Source organism: Archaeoglobus sp. UBA230, from assembly GCA_002507545.1.
Classification (GTDB): domain Archaea; phylum Halobacteriota; class Archaeoglobi; order Archaeoglobales; family Archaeoglobaceae; genus Archaeoglobus.
Genome location: DAVR01000029.1, coordinates 168,324 through 186,274 on the forward strand (window position 1 = coordinate 168,324; position 17,951 = coordinate 186,274).

A 17,951-nucleotide genomic window follows, 5' to 3' on the forward strand; every position below is an offset into this window, starting at 1 on the left:
CACAAATGAGAAGTACTTGCTCATGATAATAAATAATCATGGGAATAGGACCTGACGGAAAAACCCTGTTAGAGATTTTGGAAGAGTCTGAGAGGCTTTACAGAGAGACAGGACGTTACTGGGGGATTGAAAGACTTGAACTGTATGAGAGAGACCCTCTGAGGTGGGAAAGAGACAGAGCGTATCTAAGATCACTCATGGTTATCGCCAGAGAGTCTGCAACACGCATTGCAGCGTCTCCAATAACGAGAAGCATTGGGGAAACATGTTGGGTGTTATACACACCCGAAGGCGACTCAATAGTTCTCTCGACAGGTATTATCGTCCACGTGCATACAATGAGTGAAGAGATAAAGTGGATGATTCGTCGTGGTTACGAAGAGAACCCCGGAATAAAGGATGGCGATGTCTTCATTGGCAATGATCCGGCTTTGGGCAACGTTCACACGACAGACGTTCACACCATTACCCCAGTTTTCTACGATGGCACTCTTGTGGGCTGGATCGGGTCGGTTACGCATCAGGTTGACATCGGAGCAAACACTCCAGGACATGATATATGCACGAGCAGTGCCAGATTCGAGGATGGGCTTTACATGGAATGCGAACTGGTGATGAGAGATGGTAAGGTCTTCCCCCACTACTACGAGAGGTCAAGAAGGGGCGTCAGGACACCACTCTACTATGATCTCGATGAAAAAGCCCGTCTTGCAGGGAATGAGATGGCAAAGAGGGGACTCATCCAGTTCATAGAGAAAAATGGACTCGACTACTATCTGAAGTTGATCAGGGAAATCATAGAGAAATCCAGAGAAGACTACCTTGCGAGAACAATGGAGAGGCTCGTTCCCGGAAGATACAGAACTGTTAGCTTCTCTGAAACTCCTTACATCACCGAAGCGTGGCAGCCACATGCTAAGGATGACTGGATTCATCCCCTACCAATGGAGATAACCATAACGGAGAAGGGTGAATGGGTTGTTGACCTCGAAGGTAGTGCTGGAACTGGTCCATGGCCGTGGAATGGTGCCATATCACCTTTTATGGGTGGTTTCTGGGTTGTTATGACTCAGATCATAGGCTACAGTGAAACCGTTAACGAAGGATTTGTCAAAGCCGTCAAGCTTAAATTGCCGGAAAAATGCTGGGTAGGCGATCCGAACCCTTATCTTTCCAGACAGGTTCCGTGGTACTTCCTCATCCCACAAATGCAGGCTTTGTATAGAACTGTGGCGATGGGAGCGTTCTCCAGAGGTATTGTTGAAGAGGGGGCGAGTGGGTATGGAATGACTGCCGATCCCGTGCAGGGAGGAGGCGTTACAAACGGAAAAACTGGCCACCCACCAGGAATCTACTACCCAATTTCGACATTTGAGATAGCTGGCCAGGGATTGGGTGCAAATGCTGTGAGAGATGGGCTTGATTATGGCTATGCGATGTGGAATCCCGAAGCTGATATTGGAGATGTGGAGGAATGGGAGAGAATTCAGGCAGGGTTCATATATCTTGCAAGAAAGATAAGATCGAATACCGCAGGCTACGGCGAGAGGCGTGGAGGAAGCGGATATGCACATGTAGCTGTTTTCTTTGGTAGCGATGAGAATGTTATCCAGAATCTGAACATGGGGAAAGCATTTACCGGAACCGGATTGTATGGAGGGTACCCATCAGCAACCGCCTACACTTTACTTGCGAGGGGTGTTAACTTTGAGCAACTAACCAGAGATAAGGCACCCTACCCGCTATCTGACGATCCAATGAAGCCAGAATTTGAGGAACACCTTAGAGATTACTGCAAGTATATCGAAAGACTCGATTGGTCAACGCACTTTCCAAGAATGCTGGCTGAGGGAGATATTTACTATTTCAAACAGAACGGGGGACCGGGCTATGGTGATCCGCTCGACAGACCCCTTGAACTGTGTGAGGATGACCTAAACGAGGGTGTATACACTCCTGAAATCATGGAGAGAGTGTATGGGGTCAAGGCAAGCTATGACGAGAAACTGGGAGTATGGAGGGTTGACAAGAATGAATCAGAAAAGCTAAGGGAAAAGATTAAGAAAGAGAGGCTGGAGAGGGCTTTGAATTTTGCCGAGTTTTACAGAGAGGAGAGGGAGATCATTCTGGGTTCACAATTCACAAGACCTGTAGCGAGAATGTATCAGGAGCAGAAAGAAGTGTCACCAAGATGGTGGAAAGAATTTACAGAATTCTGGCAGATACCAGAAGATTTTATCCCAGAAGCCGACGAACTTGACGAATACTTCGAAAAGGTGTTGCAGAAACACAGAAAACTCGTAGATGGCTACAGAAGCTTTCTGAAGGAGGCTGGCTACGACATCGAAAAGGTCAGACATGTTTATCTGGAAGAGAGGAGGTGAGATCATGAAACCGGTCATTCTTGGCATAGATACAGGGGGAACGATGAGCGATACAGTTCTGGTTAGTGAAGAGGGGAAATTTGTTGTTGGAAAGGCTCAGACTACCCCATACTTCGAGGCTGAAGGAATCCTTAACTCAGTCAGCGATGCTGCCAAAAAATGGGGTTTGAGTGTAGAGGAAGCTGTCAAAGATTTGAGGACGGTGATCTACACCGGCACGATAATGTTGAACAGAATTCTGGAAAGAAAGGGTCTTCAACCACTCGGAATAATCACAACGGCTGGTTTTGAGGACACGCTCAAGATGGGTAGGTCAAGACAGGCATGGAATGTATTGAGCTACGCGGAGAGACTGCATGCGGTTTCCCATTTCCATCCAAAACCTCTGGTGTCGAGAAATATGATTGCAGGAGTTAGGGAGAGAGTCCTGATAACCGGCGTTGAGATGGTGCCTCTCTACGAAGAAGAGGTTGAGGATGCTGCAAGAAAGCTGTTGGAGAGGGGTGCGAAAGCCATTATCGTAATGTTCCTGAATTCGTGGGCAAACCCTGCTCATGAACTCAAAGCTGAGGAGATAATCAAAAATGTTTCGAACGAAAAGGTGCCAGTTTTCCTCTCCCATCGTATCGCTCCGATCCTCGGTGAGTTAAGAAGGCTAAATGCAGTCGTGATTCAGGTTTATGCAGCAGAACCTTCGAGAGAGCAGTTGACAGCACTTGAGAACGAATTCAGGAAGAGAGGCTGTGGAGCACCTCTTTACATCTTCACAAACTACGGCACCGTTGTTCCACCTACCTTCGAGAGAATAGTCCATACCGTCAATTCAGGGCCTGCTGGAGGGGCAGTGGGAACGAAGTTTCTTGCCGATCTTTACGGTTTCGATTACGTTATTGGGACGGATGTAGGCGGAACAAGCTTTGATGTTACAACAATAATAGCGGGACAGCCAACTATAGCACCATTCACGATTGTCGAAAGATTTGAGGCTGCAGTCCCTTCCATACAGATAGAGTCAATTGGAGCTGGAACTGGCAGCTATTTGAGGGTTGACCCACTGACCAAAAGCGTAAAGATTGGTCCGGAAAGTGCAGGATACAGGATAGGCGTATGCTGGAGAGAAGGTGGGGTTGAAACTGTAACCATTAACGATGTTATGCTAATTCTCGGCTATCTCAACCCCGACTATTTCCTCGGTGGAGATGTTAAATTGGATAAAAAATATGCTGAAAAGGAATTCAAGAGACAGATAGCAGACGAACTCAACATGGATCCGTTTGAGGCAGCATGGGGAGCTTACTTAATGGTTGCCGACCACATGCGCCTGCATCTGGAATCAATTGCCAGAAGTCTGGGATTCTCTCCTGAAAACTTCCATCTTGTTTCCTATGGCGGTGGAGGGGCGAGCATGGTCGCCTCCTACATAGAGGGGTTGAAATTTGCTGGTGTAATGGTTCCTGAAATTGCCCCTGCCTTTTCTGCTTGGGGAGCTACCTTACCGGACATTGGAGTGAGGGCTGAGAAATCTCTTGAAGCTTACATACCACCACTACCGGGCGTTTTACCTCAGGGAATTGCAGAGAGTATAGTTAAAGGTGTTGCAGAATTGCTCGGTGTAAAAATCAAAAGTATTGATGAAATAGAGGGTATCAGAAATCTGCTTTACCAGAACGCAGTAAATGTTCTCTCTAACGCATGGAAAGAGTTGAAGAGCTACGTGGAAGATGAGTTCATAAGAAGTGGATTAAGCGGCGATATAACGTGGAAGGGTGCTGTTAGGATGCTTTACGCAGGGATGTTGGATGATATCGAGGTTGAATCTCCAAGCTTGGAGGTCACAGATGAGCTCGTAAAAGACCTGTGCGATAGGTTTGATGAGTTGTTTGGTAATGTTTACGCCACATCTGCAAGAAGCAGAGAGTTTGGATACACTATCACGAGGGCGGTGCTGACAGGTTTCATAAAGCTGCCGAAACCCGAACCGATCGAAGAAAAAGAGGTTGCCAAAGAGCCACCATCGGAAGCGTTTAAGGGTGAAAGAGAGATATACTGGAAAGGAAAATGGTATACAGCGCCAACATTCGAAATGGGGATGTTAAGAGCCGGAAATAGGATAGATGGACCAGCCGTAGTAGAATCTCCGGCTTCAACATACTTAGTCCCACCGGGCTTTACAACGAAGCTGGATAGCAGGAGAGTCTTCTGGTTGGAGGTGGCAAAATGACTGAAGAGGTTGTTGAGGCAAAAATCAAAGAGCTTGAGAGGCTGCTTGAGAATAAAGCGAGTGAGGACGAGATTTTCAGGCTCATTGCTTCTGAGAAAAGCCCGGAGATCAGTTTTGATGCAGTGATAGAGTACTTTCAGAGAAAAGTTTCTTGGGATGAAAGGATAATTTTACCTCTTTCTAAGCACCTTTTCATAGTCTGCAAAGAGGGAAAAGCAATTGTAAAAGCAGCCTGTGGATACGAGTTCGGAGATTTCAGAATTAACTGGAAGGTGTTTTCCAAGGTCAGAGTAAGAAGGACACAGGAAGAAATAGAGGAACTATATCCCCCCTTCATGCACTCAGACCCAGAATGGACAGAGATCAGAGAGTTTCTCTGTCCGGGATGTGGTAAGCTCCTTGCAGTCGAAGCTGTTCCTCCGGGCTACCCACCAGTATTCGAGTTTCTACCCGACATTGTAACCTTCTACGAGAAATGGCTTGGCAGAGAATTCCCATGTGAAAAAGTTGATGTTAAGGATTTAACTGCCGAATACATCAAAGAAAATATTAAACTTTAATTTTTTCTTATCCTTTATTTTTACATTTTTGCCCATTTTTAACTGGTAGTCTGTATGAGGTAGGAAGGGATGTCTTCGGACTGCATAACTCTGACGCTGCCTGCAGCAATTTTCTACGCTCTCATCCTAACTTTCATCCTCTACTAATTTTTCAAAAATGGGAGTAGCCCCTGAACTCAACCTCTTCTAACTTACCGTTCGCCTCCAAGAAAACTCCCTCTCCATCCTCCACCCTACCGATTCTTATTCCATCATCACTTTTCTCTGCCGTAAACAGCAGCTCAAAATCTCCACCACCGTAAAGGGCAACCTCAAGAGGGTCTTCAGCGTATCCCTCAAGGTGCTTCAGCGGTATACTGTCAAGAACAATTCTTACCCCGCTGCTTCTGGCGATCAGATGGGATGAGATGGCGAGGCTGTCGCTTATGTCTGTCATCGCGCTGCAGTATCTTGCAATTCTCCTACCCTCCTCTATCCTTGGCTCAGGAGTATACAGACTTTCTGGGTAGGGTAGCTCCTTCCTCTTTGCCCCCCTCCTCAGCATTTCGAGACAAACCTCAGCCTTACCCGGTGGATTTGTGACATAGACATTATCTCCGGGCTTAGCTCCCCTCCTCGTTACCACCCTATCAGCTTCTCCAACTGCAAAACCGACAATTGTAAGGATGTCAGAAAAATCTATGTCTCCACCCACAACCTTCACACCAAACTTCGATGCGAGTCTTTTAATACCTCTGAGCAGTTTTGTGAATAACTCATAATCTGCCCTTTTGAGGGATATCGAGCTTAAGAAGTATAGAGGCTTTGCACCACAGGCAGCAAGGTCTGAAAGGGTTACTGCAACTGCCATATGCCCCATTTCTTCGGGAAGCATGGAAGGTGGAAAGTCGCTCTTTTCATTGACAGTATCACAGCTCAATACGATGAGCCTATCCCCAATTCTGACGTAAGAGGCATCATGCCTACCTGCAGAAACCTCAACATCTTCATCGCCAAAAAATTCCTCAACAATTTTCAGCATATCGAACTCTCTCATACTCACACAGAACTTTGCTCGTAACATAAAGGCTTGTGTAGGACTTTGGCCCAAGACTTACGGTAAAAGGGTTATTAAGAGCCTCTAACGTGGACTCGAAGATGTCTCCGTGCGGAAATGCTCCGATGCATACTGCAAACTCCTCATCCATTAGTTCTTTCAGGTCTCTCCTGTCCCCCTTCTCACTGAGCAGTATCACCTTCTTTCCTTTCACAATCTCACCCAGTTCGAGATCAGTTATTTCAAGAAGAGTTTTGCTTTGTGCAGTTATCCTCCTTCTCACGAATAGGTCTTCCAGCAAGCCGACAAAACGATTGTAGTTCCTCGGTAGTCTCGTTTCAGGATTTACCCTGATGATCACCCCATTCACGGTATGAACATATACTTCGAGTTCTCTGCTCACTGGCGAGTCGAGCAACAGCAAAAGGCACTGATGGATTATGTCTGGCCTTCCTCGCTTTTCCCTGAATTTTAAGCCTTTCATTGCTGAGTGATGCTTTGAATCGTCGAGCAGAATATTACTCGGCTTTTTTCCTCTCCTCTTTGCATCTGCCACAACTGCGGGATGTTTCTGTATCTCCTCAGGCACGAGCTCCACTGATGCTTCCAAAAACACAAATGCACTTCTCACACAGGAAATGGAGCGGAAAAGTTTAAGTTTTTTCCTTCGGAGTTCTTGATGTGAAAGAGATGCTGAACAGAGCGTCTGCGATTGCTGCAAAAATAGCGTCTCAGGAAGAGGTTTTAATCGTCACCCACATTGATGCTGATGGCATAACCTCAGGTGCGATAGCCCACATCTCTCTTGAAAGACTGGGCATTGAGAACAGACTGAAATTCGTGAAGCAGCTTGATGATGCCGAGATTGAAAAAATCAAAGACGAAAATGTGTTTGTCTGGTTCACAGACCTCGGCAGCGGGCAGCTTGAGTTTCTGGATGATATTGAATTCGTTATAACCGATCACCATGTTCCTCAACGCTCTCATCCAATGCAGTTGAATCCGCACGATTTTGGATATGATGGCACGGTTGAGTTAAGCGGTTCAGGAGCGACGTATCTGGTGTCAAAGTTTTTGAGGAGGAGCGAAAATCTGCTGGATTACGTTAACGGGGGCAATAATCTACTACCCCTCGCGATTGTCGGTGCTGTGGGAGACTTGCAGGATTCGAGATGGGGTAAGCTTCAGGGGATAAACAGATCAATCGCAAAGGAGGGAATGATGCTTGGAGACCTTGACATTGTCAGGGATTTGAGATTTTTCGGCAAGCAGACGAGGCCTGTGGCAAAAATGCTGGAATACAACTCCGATCCCTTTATACCGGGTCTGACAGGGAACGAGAGAGGAGTACTTGAGTTCCTGTCAAATCTCGAAGTCGAGCCGTGGATGAGATGGATAGATTTGGGCATGGAAGAAAGAAAAAGGATAGTGTCAGCAATCGTCAACCTTGCAATGGAATACAAACTGCCCTACACGAGCATTCTCAGAATCGTTGGAGAGAGCTACATCCTTCTTCAGGAACCTGAGGGAACGGAGAAGAGGGATGCCATGGAGTTTTCAACCCTCCTGAATGCAACTGCAAGATACGGTGAAGCTGATGTCGGACTGGGTGTTTGTCTGGGGGATGAGAGTGCATACAGGAGGGCGAGGACGTTACTCCAGAATCACAGGAGAAATCTATCCAATGGAATAAAGTTCGTGGACGAGAATGGGATCGAGGAGATGCGGTATCTGAGATTCTTCCATGCGGGAAGTAACATTCCAGACACAATCGTTGGCATTGTCGCGGGGATGTGCTTCCACAAAGGAGACAGGGATAAGCCGATTGTGGCTTTCGCCGAAAGTGATAAGGGCATAAAGGTTTCTGCGAGAGCGACCTACAGGCTCGTTGAGAGAGGAATTCACCTTGCCAAAGCGCTGAGGAGGGCTGCAGAGGCGGTGGGTGGAGCTGGAGGAGGGCACAGCGTTGCTGCCGGAGCTACGATACCTGAAGGAAAGGAAAAGGAGTTTTTAAAGATTCTGGACGAAATTATTGGCAGACAACTTCAAAAACAGTGAGGTAAAAGTGATATTCATGGAAGTATTCGGCGAAAATATTAGAGGAGCTATGTGCTACACCCTTGGCTTTGTCACGGGAGTGATATTTCTTCTCTTTGACAGGAGCCCCTTCGTCAGATTTCATGCCATGCAGTCTATACTCACATTCTCAACAATTACGGCACTTGAAATTATTTTACCGATTCTACCCGGTGGATTGATCCTTTCAAGGCTAATTTTTGGTTTCAGCTTCATAATATGGGCTTTCTGCATAATCAAGGCGTTTAGAGGTGATTACTTCAAGCTGCCGATATTTGGCGATATAGCGGAGCAGCAGCTCAATGCTCCTTATATTTGACAGAAGTGGTATCAAGGTATTGACAATCAAAAACTATTTCTATTTCAGATTACACTATTATAGATTGGGTGATCCGATGAGACGATTCAACTGGAGAAAGTTCAGAAGAAAGGGTACGAGAAAACTTTCGAGCAAGGATGAAAAGTTGCTTGAGAGCAAGGTTACAGAGATAAAGAATGTCAGAACAGGAAGTATTAAGGAAATAGCAAGAGAAGTTCTTCCCGAAGAATGAAGCTCAAAATTGTTTTCGTTGGGTTCGATAAAAAAGAGGAGATTCTGGAGGTCAATGGTCAGAAATATTCCGAAATCCTCGAATCACTCGGAATAAACCCTGAAACCGTTGTAATTGTAAAAGATGGGCTTCCTGTGCCCACCGACGAGGTTGCGGAAGGTGGGGAGGTAAAGGTTGTCAGAGTGATTTCCGGTGGATAATATTTAATTTTTTTTAATTATAACAAATAAATTCCCAGATTGAAAAATTCAAAGAATAAAACATTATAAAAGCTTTGTTAGCACTTTTTACACCAGAAAGTTTTTTAAATGATTGCGATTACAAATTTCAGGGAGTGATGCCCCATGCACAAAGAGGAAATCGTTCTTCTGCACATGACACTCTTCCACATTAAAAGGCTTTTCGAGAATGCAGGCATTGCCAACGGCCATTTCAGGAGTTATGACGAACTCGGCGTTCAGCCAGTGCATATCCACAGAAGCAAGTCGGATCATAAAAAAGCCATACTGCTTCTTTGTAAGGGCATTTCTGAGGTTTTTAGAGAGCGCAGTCCAGACGATCTAATTGAAAACGAGAATTTGAGGATGCTCATCGAATCTATTGTTCCCGAATTGTGCGAACCATGAGATAAGCGTCTTCTCCATCGCTGTAGTAGCCGGGTATAACCTCCACAATCACAAATCCAAATTTTTTATACAACTGCTGGGCAGGGATGTTTGAAACTCTCACCTCGAGCATAATCTTTCTTTTTCCCCTACCCACAAGCCTGTCAATTGCACTTTTAAGCAGCATCTTTCCTATTCCCATTCCCCTGAACTCTTTCCTGACGGCAAAGGCTATGATTTTGCTCGTCACATCGTCAATATCCATTGTTACAATGTAACCCGCTATTTTACTGCCAATATCGGCAACGAGCAGGTCACTACCATAGGTGATGTAAACATAGACATCATAGGCTGGATTTCTTGACGAGAAGGCTTCCTTATCTATCTCCAGTATCTCCTTGAAATCACGGTTGGTGTACTCCCTAATCACCACGCTCTGCACAAAATTTAATTGTCTTTTTGTGTATATAAAATATTCATGCTGAGGTTAGCCGAGTTCATATCCAGAAACTACAGTGGAAAGGTTTTAGAGGTTGGAATAGGCAATTTTACTGCGGTTGCAGAAGAGTTGGCATCCAACGGCTTATCGGTCGTTGCTACAGATGTTGTGAAAAGGAGAGTTCCAAAGGGCATTGAGTTTCACGTTGATGATATCAGACATCCAAAACTGGAAATTTACGGGGGTGTAAAGCTCGTGTACTCCATCAGACCTCCGCCTGAGTTAGTGAAATACATTCTTAGAGTCTCAATGGCAGTTGAGGCGGATTGTATAATCAAACCACTTTATGGAGATTACTTTGATGGAGAGCTTGTGAACTACAGGGGTCTGCCCTTTTACCTTTTCAGGAGGGGGGTGGGATGATTAAGTTTGTTGAAGTTGAGCTTGATGGGTTTGGAGATATGGCTGACATAACGGGAGAAGTCAGGGAGTTTGCCAGACAGAGCGGGGTTGATGAGGGTGCTGTTTTGGTCTTTAATATTGGTTCTACGGGTGCAATTACAACGATCGAATACGAACCGGGGCTGAAAAAGGATTTACCGAGAATTATGGAGAAAATAGCCCCTTATCAGGAAGATTATGAGCATCACAAGGCGTGGGGAGACGATAACGGTTCGGGACATGTGAGGGCAAGCATAATTGGTCCCTCCCTGCTTGTGCCATTCAAGGATGGGGAACTTCTACTCGGCAGATGGCAACAAATAGTGGTGATAAATTTCGACACGAGGCGCAGAACAAGGAAAGTTGTGTTGCAGATACTCAGGGCGTGACATGAACCTCACGAAACTATACCTCGAAAAAAAGTTTGAGGAGTACTATTCGAGAAATGACTTAGCATTACCAACCAGATATAAAAACAGGGAGTTTGCCTTCGTCCCTTTAGAACTTCTTCCGGATTTCGTGATGCTTAGGCACATCTCCTTCAAATCCTATGAAGATTTCAAAACTTATGTGCTTTCAAAAGTACCTGCACACATCTACTTCTCCTCTGCCTACTACGAAAAGCCTGATGAAGCTAAAATGGAGGATAAGGGCTGGATAGGTGCTGACTTAATCTTCGACATAGATGCAGACCATCTACCGGTTAAAACCCAATCCTTGGATAAAGCACTGGAACTGTCCAAAAGAGAAGTTAAGAAGCTTGTTGCCGTCTTAAGGTCTGATTTTGGCATCAGAGACATGAACATATACTTCTCCGGCGGGAGAGGTTATCACGTTCATATACACGACGATGAATTTCTGGGCTTGGGTAGCGGGGAGAGAAGAGAGATAGTTGATTATCTAACACTTAATTCGCCGAAAATTGTCGAGGATGGAAGGTTGCTGGAATCAAACGCTGCAAGGAGGGTTGTAAATTACATGAGAAGGAAACTTGATGAGGACGAGGCTCTCTCAAGAAAGCTTAAAATTAAACCGAAAGAGTTTAGGAGAGATAGACTTACTAAAAAGGCTGTAAAAGCAATTGAAAAGTTCAGAGAAGAGGCAGAGAGGGTTTTGAGAATTCATATTGATGCTCCCGTGACTGCTGACGTGAAAAGACTGATAAGGTTGCCCGGTAGTCTGCACGGAAAAACGGGATTGAGAGTGACAGAAGTATGGGATATAGATGAATTTAATCCTCTGAAGGATGCCGTTGCCTTCGGAGATGAAGAGGTTGTGTTGAGGGTCAACAAAAGAATTAATCTCAAAATCGGAGATATGAATACGAAAATTTATCCGGGAAGGATTAAGCTTCCAGAATATGCCGCCATCTTCCTTATCTGCAGAGGAATTGCGGTTTACGAAGGTATGGCTTAGTCTTCAAATTTCTTCACTGCCGTAATTAACTTGACATTCAGAACGCCTCTTGTCGCAGATAGTTTGTCAACCAGACCTCTTATCTTGTCCATCCTTCCCTTAACGAGGATCAGTTCGAGACACTGATCTTTGTTGAGATGTATGTGTGTGCTGGACGTAACAACATCATTGTAGTCGTGCTGAAGGTCAATTATTACGTCACTCACACCCTTCACGTTGTGGTCGTAAACAACAACCATCACCCCTACAACCTCTCCCCTCTCACTCTCAAGCCACCTATACTCCGAAATGTAGTTTCTTATCGCATCTCTTATTGCTTCACTTCTCGAAGAGTAACCTCTCGTAGATATTATCCTATCAAATTCATCGAGAAGGTTCTTGGGTAAGCTAACTCCAATCCTCGTTATGCCTTCTTCCATGTAACCATTTTGAGGTTAATTTATAAAAATATATCTCTACATGACTAAAAAGTTAAGTATAACGATTTTATTAGAATATTACATGCTAGTCTCAAGGAGAAAGTTTCTGACTGTGGCGGCATCAACAGCTCTTGCAACACTTGGATTTCCTTTCCTATCAAAATCCGGAGCAACTCGTGGATTTGGTAACGCTGAAGAAATTGAGAGAGTCATTTTAATGATTCTCGATGGCTCGAGATATGAGTACGTGTACAGAATGCCGCATTTGAGAAAAATTGTGGAAAATTTTGGTTTCAGCTTCACGAACGCTGAGACCATCATGACTTCAAACACGGTAGCCGCTCACGTTTCCATCATAACAGGAGCTTACCCTGAGAAAACAGGTGTATCAGGTAATGCGATATACATCCGTGAGGAGGACTTTTATCAGTTCGTGATGCACAGTCCGCGACATATTCAGGCTGAAACGATGGTTGAATCGGTGAAAAAGCAGGATGATGGGATAAAGGTTGCCTTCGTAACGGGAAAGTGGAGAGTGCCATCAAACATAGCCTTCAGCAGAGATGGGGGGCTTATTGCAGATATCGTTCTAACGGGCTATAGATCGGGAATTCCCATCACACCTGTCGAATACAGGAATGTGGTCGGAATTCCCGAAATACACAGGCAGTCATTGGGCAGTGACGTTAGGGATTCTTGGTGCATTCCAGCAGCCTATCAGGTCATTAAGAGAGATGATCCTGACTTCATGATGCTGAACCTCGCTTCAACGGATGTTCTTGAGCACATATATGGTCCCGACTCTCCGAAATTCGCTCCTCATCTTCTCGACCTCGATTCGATGCTTGCACTGCTTTTCAAAAAGCTGGAAAATGAAGGTAAGCTCTCCTCAACTCTTTTCGTCATAACATCCGATCATGGTCAGCATAACATTTACAACGTGTTCAACATGGCTGAATTTCTGAAAAAGAATGGTTATGAAGCTGAAATTCTCCTTGAAGGTAGCTCTGCCTTTTTGTATCTCCGTGAACCTGAGAAGAGGGGGGAGGTTGTTGAGCTTTTGAATGGTTTGAAGGCAAAGGGTATCGTCAAGGAGGCGCTGCCAGTGGAAGATTATCACAGATATAGTCTGCCCAAGAACGGGTGGGCAGGAGATGTTCTCGTTATTCTGCAGGAGGGTTGGGTCGCGGGCTTCTGGGGATTGACTTCAACTGACGCCAAAATACCTCTCAGAAGGATCAGGAGCGAAGTTTCTGTTCCCGGTGACCACGGTGGGAATTCGAGTAACGAAATACATGTTCCTATGATCTTCATTGGTCCAGGAATACAACCCGGATCGTCGAGTGAGAGAGTCTCAATAGTTGATGTAGCTCCTACAATATGCGACCTCATGGGGTGGAAGATGCCCGCTGATGCTCAGGGGAGAAGCTTGGCAGAGGTGATAGGATATGCCTGATACACAAGGACTCAGAGCATTGGCAACTGTTTTCACATCAGGTCTGCTGGTTTCTGGTAGCTTTCTGATTAATGGCGGAAGGACTGAATGGTATATGCTTAAATTACTTTACAGACTTTTTGGAGATGTTACCCTATCAGAATCCGGATTTCTATTTACTGGCACACTTCTCTACCTTCTGCTCTGGGCATATCTCTCGACATCAATATACCTCCTGCTCAGAGCCTTCGGAAATCAGGCAAGCTTTGGTGATACATTCAGCTCTGTGTCGGATGGTTTCTTCCTGCCACAGCTTTTAGTCTTCCCATTCGGCCTGTTCTCCAACTACTACGTTCACATGGCTGGACTGGTCATTTTTGGATTGCTACTGCCCATCTCCCTGACACCCCACACCTTAAGAAAATCATGTAGGGCGGATTTTTACAGAAGGTCTCTATTCTTTATGCTCTCATTGTATCTGCTCCTCCTCTTCTGGACGAGCGTCTTCGAACCATTGGGGGTGATATGATGAGGATTCAGACTGAGATTCAGATAATAAAAAGTGTTTTCTCCAACCCTGCCAGAGCCATTCAGATACTTGACAGCAATCCAAGCAAAGTTAGAGCAGCATTTTATCTTGTCTTCTGCGCCGCCTTTTTCTCACTGAATTATCTTTACGGCACCTACATCGGAAACCCAGCCGCCTACTGGATCGTTGCCTTTCCCGCCATCTTTACATACAACCTTGTCACACTGCTCATGATGTTTGTAGTTCTCACACTGGCAGGCATTTTTCTTGGTTCCGGAGACTATCCCGCAAAAAGTCTCTTCAGAAATCTAATGGTTGTCGTTCTTATTCCGCACAGCCTTCTGATCTTAGCTGGAATTGTGATCGGGATTGTGTCAGCAATCACAAAGCAGTTTTACATCGGTATTGCAGCAATGGAGTATGGCGTAATCCTCGCCACAGCTTTCGCAGCTACGCTGTCCGCATTCACCCTGAACAGAACGAGAAACGTTCATGAGGTCCTTTCAATGATCGTAGGGATTATAACATCGGTAGTCTTCATAATACTGGCTCTCTTCCTGTTCCTATACATCTATGCAAATGTTGTTTACAGCCTTTAAACGAAAATTTTTGTTATCTCTCCCATCCCCTTGCTTCTTCCCTCGCGGAAAATGAACTTCTGTCCTTCATAAACATACTGCGGATGGTATTTGAACTTCATCCTTACCTTTCCTCTATCACCTGACTTCAGATACTCCCTGTCCATTTCCACAAATGTAACAGTTTCAGAAATCGTCTCGACATGCATTACCGGCTCGTAGCCGACGCTGATAAGTGTTGGGTGTGTAAAGACGTAAACATCGGCCTCAAACTCCCACACAGCATTGAGCTCATTTCTGCTAAGCACCATTCCCCGTCTGAGTTCATCGTATCTTACGCCCTTCAGCGCTGCACCAATTATGTCTCCGCTCTTTGCCCTATCTATCCTGTAATGATGCATCTCAATGCTCTGAACCTTGACCTTCCGAAATCCTCCATTCTCAAATGGTCCTATGTATACTTCCTCCCCCTCTCTAAGCTCTCCACTCTTTACACTCCCACTCACAACAGTTCCAACACCCGTAACCCTGTAAATCTTGTCTATATACATCAAAAAGTCCCTTTCTGCCGTGTAGCGCTTGGGAAGGTGTAAAAACATCTTCTCAAGAATGTCGTAACCCTCAAGGGTAATTGCTGAAGTAACAATTATTGGGACCACAAGCCTGTTCTCCGCCAGAAGTTCAGAGGCTTTTTTCGCATCATTCTCACTTTTAACGAGCATCGGAACCCTTCCAACCATTCTTAGAGTTGACGAGACCTCCTGAACAACCTCCTCAAGTCCCTCCGCGCTGACCATATCTGCTTTGGTTATGGCAACTATAACTGGCAAATCCATTGCGAGCATTATTCCGAGGTGTTCCTTCGTTGTCCTCATAACTCCATCGTCTGCAGCAACAACGAGCAGTCCATAGTCTATTTTCTGACCCAGCAAACCCCTTATGGTCGTCCTCAACCATGGCTCATGACCAACTGTATCAACGAAGCTGACGAGTTTATCAGCGTTTTCAACAACAAGCGCCTTCTCTCCTTTGTTCATGGGATTTTTCAGCCTCATCACGTTTCCATTTTTGTATCCAAATACAGCAAAGTTGATTTCAGCGCTCAACCCTCTTTCGATCTCATGCTTGAGAACGTCGAGATAGACCCTCGTCGCCCCATCTCCATCATCCGGCTTTCCCGTGATGAGGCAGCCGACAAGCGTGGACTTTCCGTGATCAACATGTCCAGCAGTTCCAACGAGGATGTGCTCCTTTGCATTGGCTTTTCTAATCTCAACTACACCAACAACTCCTCCATTTACGCTGTATCTCTCAACCGAGCTTATTTCAGCCTCCACTTCTTCAGCAAGTCTTTTGAGAACATCAATTGTTTCCTTAAATTTCTCCTCCTCAATCCCTCTTATCTGCCCTGAGTCGGAAACACCAACGACATAAATAGCCTTTCCCTTTCCCATTATGATCCTGTGGTTCATCTGGCAGGCAAGCTGCCTAAACCTACCCTCCCTGAGGTGGTAGGATGTCAAAAACTCCTTAAATTCAACGTTTTCTCCCTCTCCCCTTCTGACGAGTTGGAGCACTTTTTCCACAATCTAACTTTGTCTTGGGTGATTTAATTTTTTGGATTATTCATCACTCTCCTCAGGTAATCCCTCATTCTCTCTGACTCAAGCCATCCTTCGTCAAGGCTCCTGATAAGCTCGTTAATCTTCGCCACCTGTTTCAAAATTTTCTCTCTAACCTTTTCATTCGCTTCAAGTTCTGCAGTCAGTGAGATAGCTGCGAGAGGATTACGAATTTGGTCAACGAGAATTGCAAATTGCTCTATATTCTTCTCAATCTGTTTAAACGCCATTAATTTATCTCTTTCGACTTTTATGGCGTTTAAAGCAAAGGCTATATCCTCGGCGAGAGCTTCGAGCATTTTCTTTTCTTCATCAAGGAAACTCTCACTTGAAGCAACTGAAATTTCCCCAAAGACTTCTCCATTATGTTTTAATGGAAATACAACAAAATTTTTAGGCTTTACAGCCGGTTCAGTGACTCCATCGCGACCTGAAGTTTTACAAATAACCTTCCCGTTATAGCATATTGCAGCAAGTTCGTATAGCTCAGATAACCTTTCTGCTGCCTTAACAAGTAAAGCCTCCACGTCTTTTTCCCTCGCTATTATTTCGTTTATCTCATTTATGACTCGAAGGGTTTTGTTAAGCTTCTCTATCTCTTGTTGCATCTTTACTCTCTCGGTCACATCTACAAGGGTCCCTATAATGGCCGGTTTTCCCTTAAAAATTGTTCTCGAGCCGTATACTTCGTTAATCCTTATCTCACCGTCCTTCCTTACAATCCTCACGTGATAGTTCACCGAGTCCACCTTTCCCTCTATCCTCAGTTTTATGTTTCTTTCAACAGTTTTCCTATCTTCTGGATGGACAAAATCCATTGGTGGTTTTCCGATAATCTCTTCAACTTTATAACCCCAAAGTTCCGCCATTTTAGGATTGATGTACTGAAAAACCCCATCCTGTATCAGGTAAATGCCTACGAGAGATTTCTCTGCCAGCACTCTAAACATCTCCTCAGATTCCCTCAATCTCTCCTCCAGTTCTTTTCTAAGAGTTATGTCTCTTGCAATGCCATGAATTACCACCACACCACCTTTCCTCAGAAGGGGTCTCGCCCTAACCTCAAGCCATATTCTTTTTCCGTCCTTTCTCCTGCATAGGACTTCCAGTGGTTTTTCCTGTTCTTTGCGCGTTTTGACCATTCTTTCAATTCTTTCTAACACAATTGGCAGGTATTCTTTGTCTACAATGTCCTCTATTTTAACATTACCTAAATCTTCCCTACTATATCCAAGAATTTCTAAACCCATTCTATTCGCATCGGTTATCACGCCTTGCAAATTAATTACGAAAAGTATGTCGTTAGCGTTCTCCCACAGCTCTCTATATCTCTTTTCACTCTCCTCAAATTTATTTCTATCAATAATAATAACATCATAATCTTCACCTTGACAGATGTCAAACTCCCCGGATAAAGTACGCTCCAGAGTTCTCCTGATTCTTCCCACTCCAACATCAATCTTAATCTTCATACTCTCACTTAAGTGATTATAATAACTACTATAACGATAACTACTTAAACCTATCCAATTTTCAGGTAGACCACTCGCTCTGGCAGCAATCTATAAATAGTATTGTTACGATTAATAGCACCAGATGTCAAGCTATTTGCTACCATACAAAACCAAATCCCTCTGTC

Annotated in this window: 20 protein-coding genes; 14 read left to right on the forward strand and 6 right to left on the reverse strand. The window is 44.8% G+C overall.

The features are described from left to right. Nucleotides 1-38: 38 nt before the first annotated feature. From BP688_RS09525 to BP688_RS09535, 3 genes are read left to right on the forward strand one after another with little or no spacing between them, the layout of a single operon-like run. Nucleotides 39-2,384: a hydantoinase B/oxoprolinase family protein gene (locus BP688_RS09525; RefSeq protein ID WP_290597419.1), complete on the forward strand. Its 2,346-nt coding sequence runs from the start codon at nucleotides 39-41 to the stop codon at nucleotides 2,382-2,384. A gap of 4 nt (nucleotides 2,385-2,388) precedes the next feature. After that, on the forward strand, nucleotides 2,389-4,605 hold the full coding sequence (locus BP688_RS09530) for a hydantoinase/oxoprolinase family protein (protein ID WP_290623926.1): 2,217 nt from the start codon (nucleotides 2,389-2,391) through the stop codon (nucleotides 4,603-4,605). Continuing rightward, on the forward strand, nucleotides 4,602-5,165 hold the full coding sequence (locus BP688_RS09535; RefSeq protein WP_290597417.1) for an acetone carboxylase subunit gamma: 564 nt from the start codon (nucleotides 4,602-4,604) through the stop codon (nucleotides 5,163-5,165). Before BP688_RS09530 ends, BP688_RS09535 begins: the two co-directional genes overlap by 4 nt. Before the next feature lie 151 nt (nucleotides 5,166-5,316). On the opposite strand, the gene thiL is transcribed toward BP688_RS09535, so the two are convergent. Next, nucleotides 5,317-6,201, reverse strand: a complete 885-nt coding sequence (gene thiL / locus BP688_RS09540) for a thiamine-phosphate kinase (RefSeq protein WP_290597416.1) — start codon at nucleotides 6,199-6,201, stop codon at nucleotides 5,317-5,319. Further along, nucleotides 6,170-6,817 carry a 16S rRNA methyltransferase gene (locus BP688_RS09545; RefSeq protein WP_290597415.1) on the reverse strand — a complete coding sequence of 216 codons (648 nt, stop codon included), beginning with the start codon at nucleotides 6,815-6,817 and terminating at the stop codon, nucleotides 6,170-6,172. Before BP688_RS09545 ends, thiL begins: the two co-directional genes overlap by 32 nt. A 74-nt stretch (nucleotides 6,818-6,891) precedes the next feature. On the opposite strand from BP688_RS09545, the gene BP688_RS09550 reads away from it, so the two are divergent. From BP688_RS09550 to BP688_RS09570, 5 genes are all read left to right on the forward strand, one after another. Further along, nucleotides 6,892-8,259, forward strand: a complete 1,368-nt coding sequence (locus BP688_RS09550; RefSeq protein WP_290597472.1) for a DHH family phosphoesterase — start codon at nucleotides 6,892-6,894, stop codon at nucleotides 8,257-8,259. Nucleotides 8,260-8,275: 16 nt separating this feature from the next. Next, nucleotides 8,276-8,596 carry a DUF4870 domain-containing protein gene (locus BP688_RS09555; RefSeq protein ID WP_290597414.1) on the forward strand — a complete coding sequence of 107 codons (321 nt, stop codon included), beginning with the start codon at nucleotides 8,276-8,278 and terminating at the stop codon, nucleotides 8,594-8,596. A 64-nt stretch (nucleotides 8,597-8,660) separates the two neighbouring features. Next, complete coding sequence (locus tag BP688_RS09560) at nucleotides 8,661-8,828, forward strand: hypothetical protein (protein ID WP_290597413.1); 168 nt, start codon at nucleotides 8,661-8,663, stop codon at nucleotides 8,826-8,828. After that, on the forward strand, nucleotides 8,825-9,028 hold the full coding sequence (locus tag BP688_RS09565; RefSeq protein ID WP_290597412.1) for a MoaD/ThiS family protein: 204 nt from the start codon (nucleotides 8,825-8,827) through the stop codon (nucleotides 9,026-9,028). Before BP688_RS09560 ends, BP688_RS09565 begins: the two co-directional genes overlap by 4 nt. Before the next feature lie 144 nt (nucleotides 9,029-9,172). Next, the gene (locus tag BP688_RS09570) at nucleotides 9,173-9,454 is read left to right on the forward strand and encodes a UPF0058 family protein (protein ID WP_290597411.1); all 282 of its coding nucleotides are present in this window, start codon (nucleotides 9,173-9,175) and stop codon (nucleotides 9,452-9,454) included. On the opposite strand, the gene rimI is transcribed toward BP688_RS09570, so the two are convergent. Then, nucleotides 9,426-9,875 (reverse strand): ribosomal protein S18-alanine N-acetyltransferase, encoded by a 450-nt coding sequence (rimI, locus tag BP688_RS09575; RefSeq protein ID WP_290597410.1) that lies wholly within the window; start codon nucleotides 9,873-9,875, stop codon nucleotides 9,426-9,428. The two genes, BP688_RS09570 and rimI, sit on opposite strands and share 29 nt — an antisense overlap. 36 nt (nucleotides 9,876-9,911) lie before the next feature. Between rimI and BP688_RS09580 the strand changes: the two genes are divergently transcribed. From BP688_RS09580 to priS, 3 genes are read left to right on the forward strand one after another with little or no spacing between them, the layout of a single operon-like run. Further along, nucleotides 9,912-10,295: a UPF0146 family protein gene (locus tag BP688_RS09580; protein ID WP_290597409.1), complete on the forward strand. Its 384-nt coding sequence runs from the start codon at nucleotides 9,912-9,914 to the stop codon at nucleotides 10,293-10,295. Next, nucleotides 10,292-10,702, forward strand: coding sequence for a secondary thiamine-phosphate synthase enzyme YjbQ (locus tag BP688_RS09585; RefSeq protein WP_290597408.1), 411 nt, complete (start codon nucleotides 10,292-10,294; stop codon nucleotides 10,700-10,702). Before BP688_RS09580 ends, BP688_RS09585 begins: the two co-directional genes overlap by 4 nt. 1 nt (nucleotide 10,703) lies before the next feature. Continuing rightward, nucleotides 10,704-11,729 (forward strand): DNA primase catalytic subunit PriS, encoded by a 1,026-nt coding sequence (priS, locus tag BP688_RS09590; RefSeq protein ID WP_290597407.1) that lies wholly within the window; start codon nucleotides 10,704-10,706, stop codon nucleotides 11,727-11,729. Here the strand turns inward: priS and nikR are convergent. Then, on the reverse strand, nucleotides 11,726-12,148 hold the full coding sequence (gene nikR, locus BP688_RS09595) for a nickel-responsive transcriptional regulator NikR (protein WP_290597406.1): 423 nt from the start codon (nucleotides 12,146-12,148) through the stop codon (nucleotides 11,726-11,728). The two genes, priS and nikR, sit on opposite strands and share 4 nt — an antisense overlap. An 82-nt stretch (nucleotides 12,149-12,230) precedes the next feature. On the opposite strand from nikR, the gene BP688_RS09600 reads away from it, so the two are divergent. The 3 genes from BP688_RS09600 to BP688_RS09610 are packed head-to-tail and all read left to right on the forward strand — an operon-like array spanning nucleotide 12,231 to nucleotide 14,711. Beyond that, nucleotides 12,231-13,604, forward strand: coding sequence for an alkaline phosphatase family protein (locus BP688_RS09600; protein WP_290597405.1), 1,374 nt, complete (start codon nucleotides 12,231-12,233; stop codon nucleotides 13,602-13,604). After that, nucleotides 13,597-14,112, forward strand: coding sequence for a YIP1 family protein (locus tag BP688_RS09605; protein WP_290597404.1), 516 nt, complete (start codon nucleotides 13,597-13,599; stop codon nucleotides 14,110-14,112). The genes BP688_RS09600 and BP688_RS09605 overlap by 8 nt, the downstream gene beginning before the upstream one ends. After that, nucleotides 14,109-14,711, forward strand: coding sequence for a hypothetical protein (locus BP688_RS09610; RefSeq protein WP_290624616.1), 603 nt, complete (start codon nucleotides 14,109-14,111; stop codon nucleotides 14,709-14,711). The genes BP688_RS09605 and BP688_RS09610 overlap by 4 nt, the downstream gene beginning before the upstream one ends. On the opposite strand, the gene BP688_RS09615 is transcribed toward BP688_RS09610, so the two are convergent. Next, nucleotides 14,708-16,276 carry a GTPBP1 family GTP-binding protein gene (locus tag BP688_RS09615; RefSeq protein WP_290623924.1) on the reverse strand — a complete coding sequence of 523 codons (1,569 nt, stop codon included), beginning with the start codon at nucleotides 16,274-16,276 and terminating at the stop codon, nucleotides 14,708-14,710. The genes BP688_RS09610 and BP688_RS09615 overlap by 4 nt on opposite strands. Before the next feature lie 23 nt (nucleotides 16,277-16,299). Next, nucleotides 16,300-17,784: a PAS domain S-box protein gene (locus BP688_RS09620; RefSeq protein ID WP_290597401.1), complete on the reverse strand. Its 1,485-nt coding sequence runs from the start codon at nucleotides 17,782-17,784 to the stop codon at nucleotides 16,300-16,302. Between the last annotated feature and the right edge of the window lie 167 nt (nucleotides 17,785-17,951).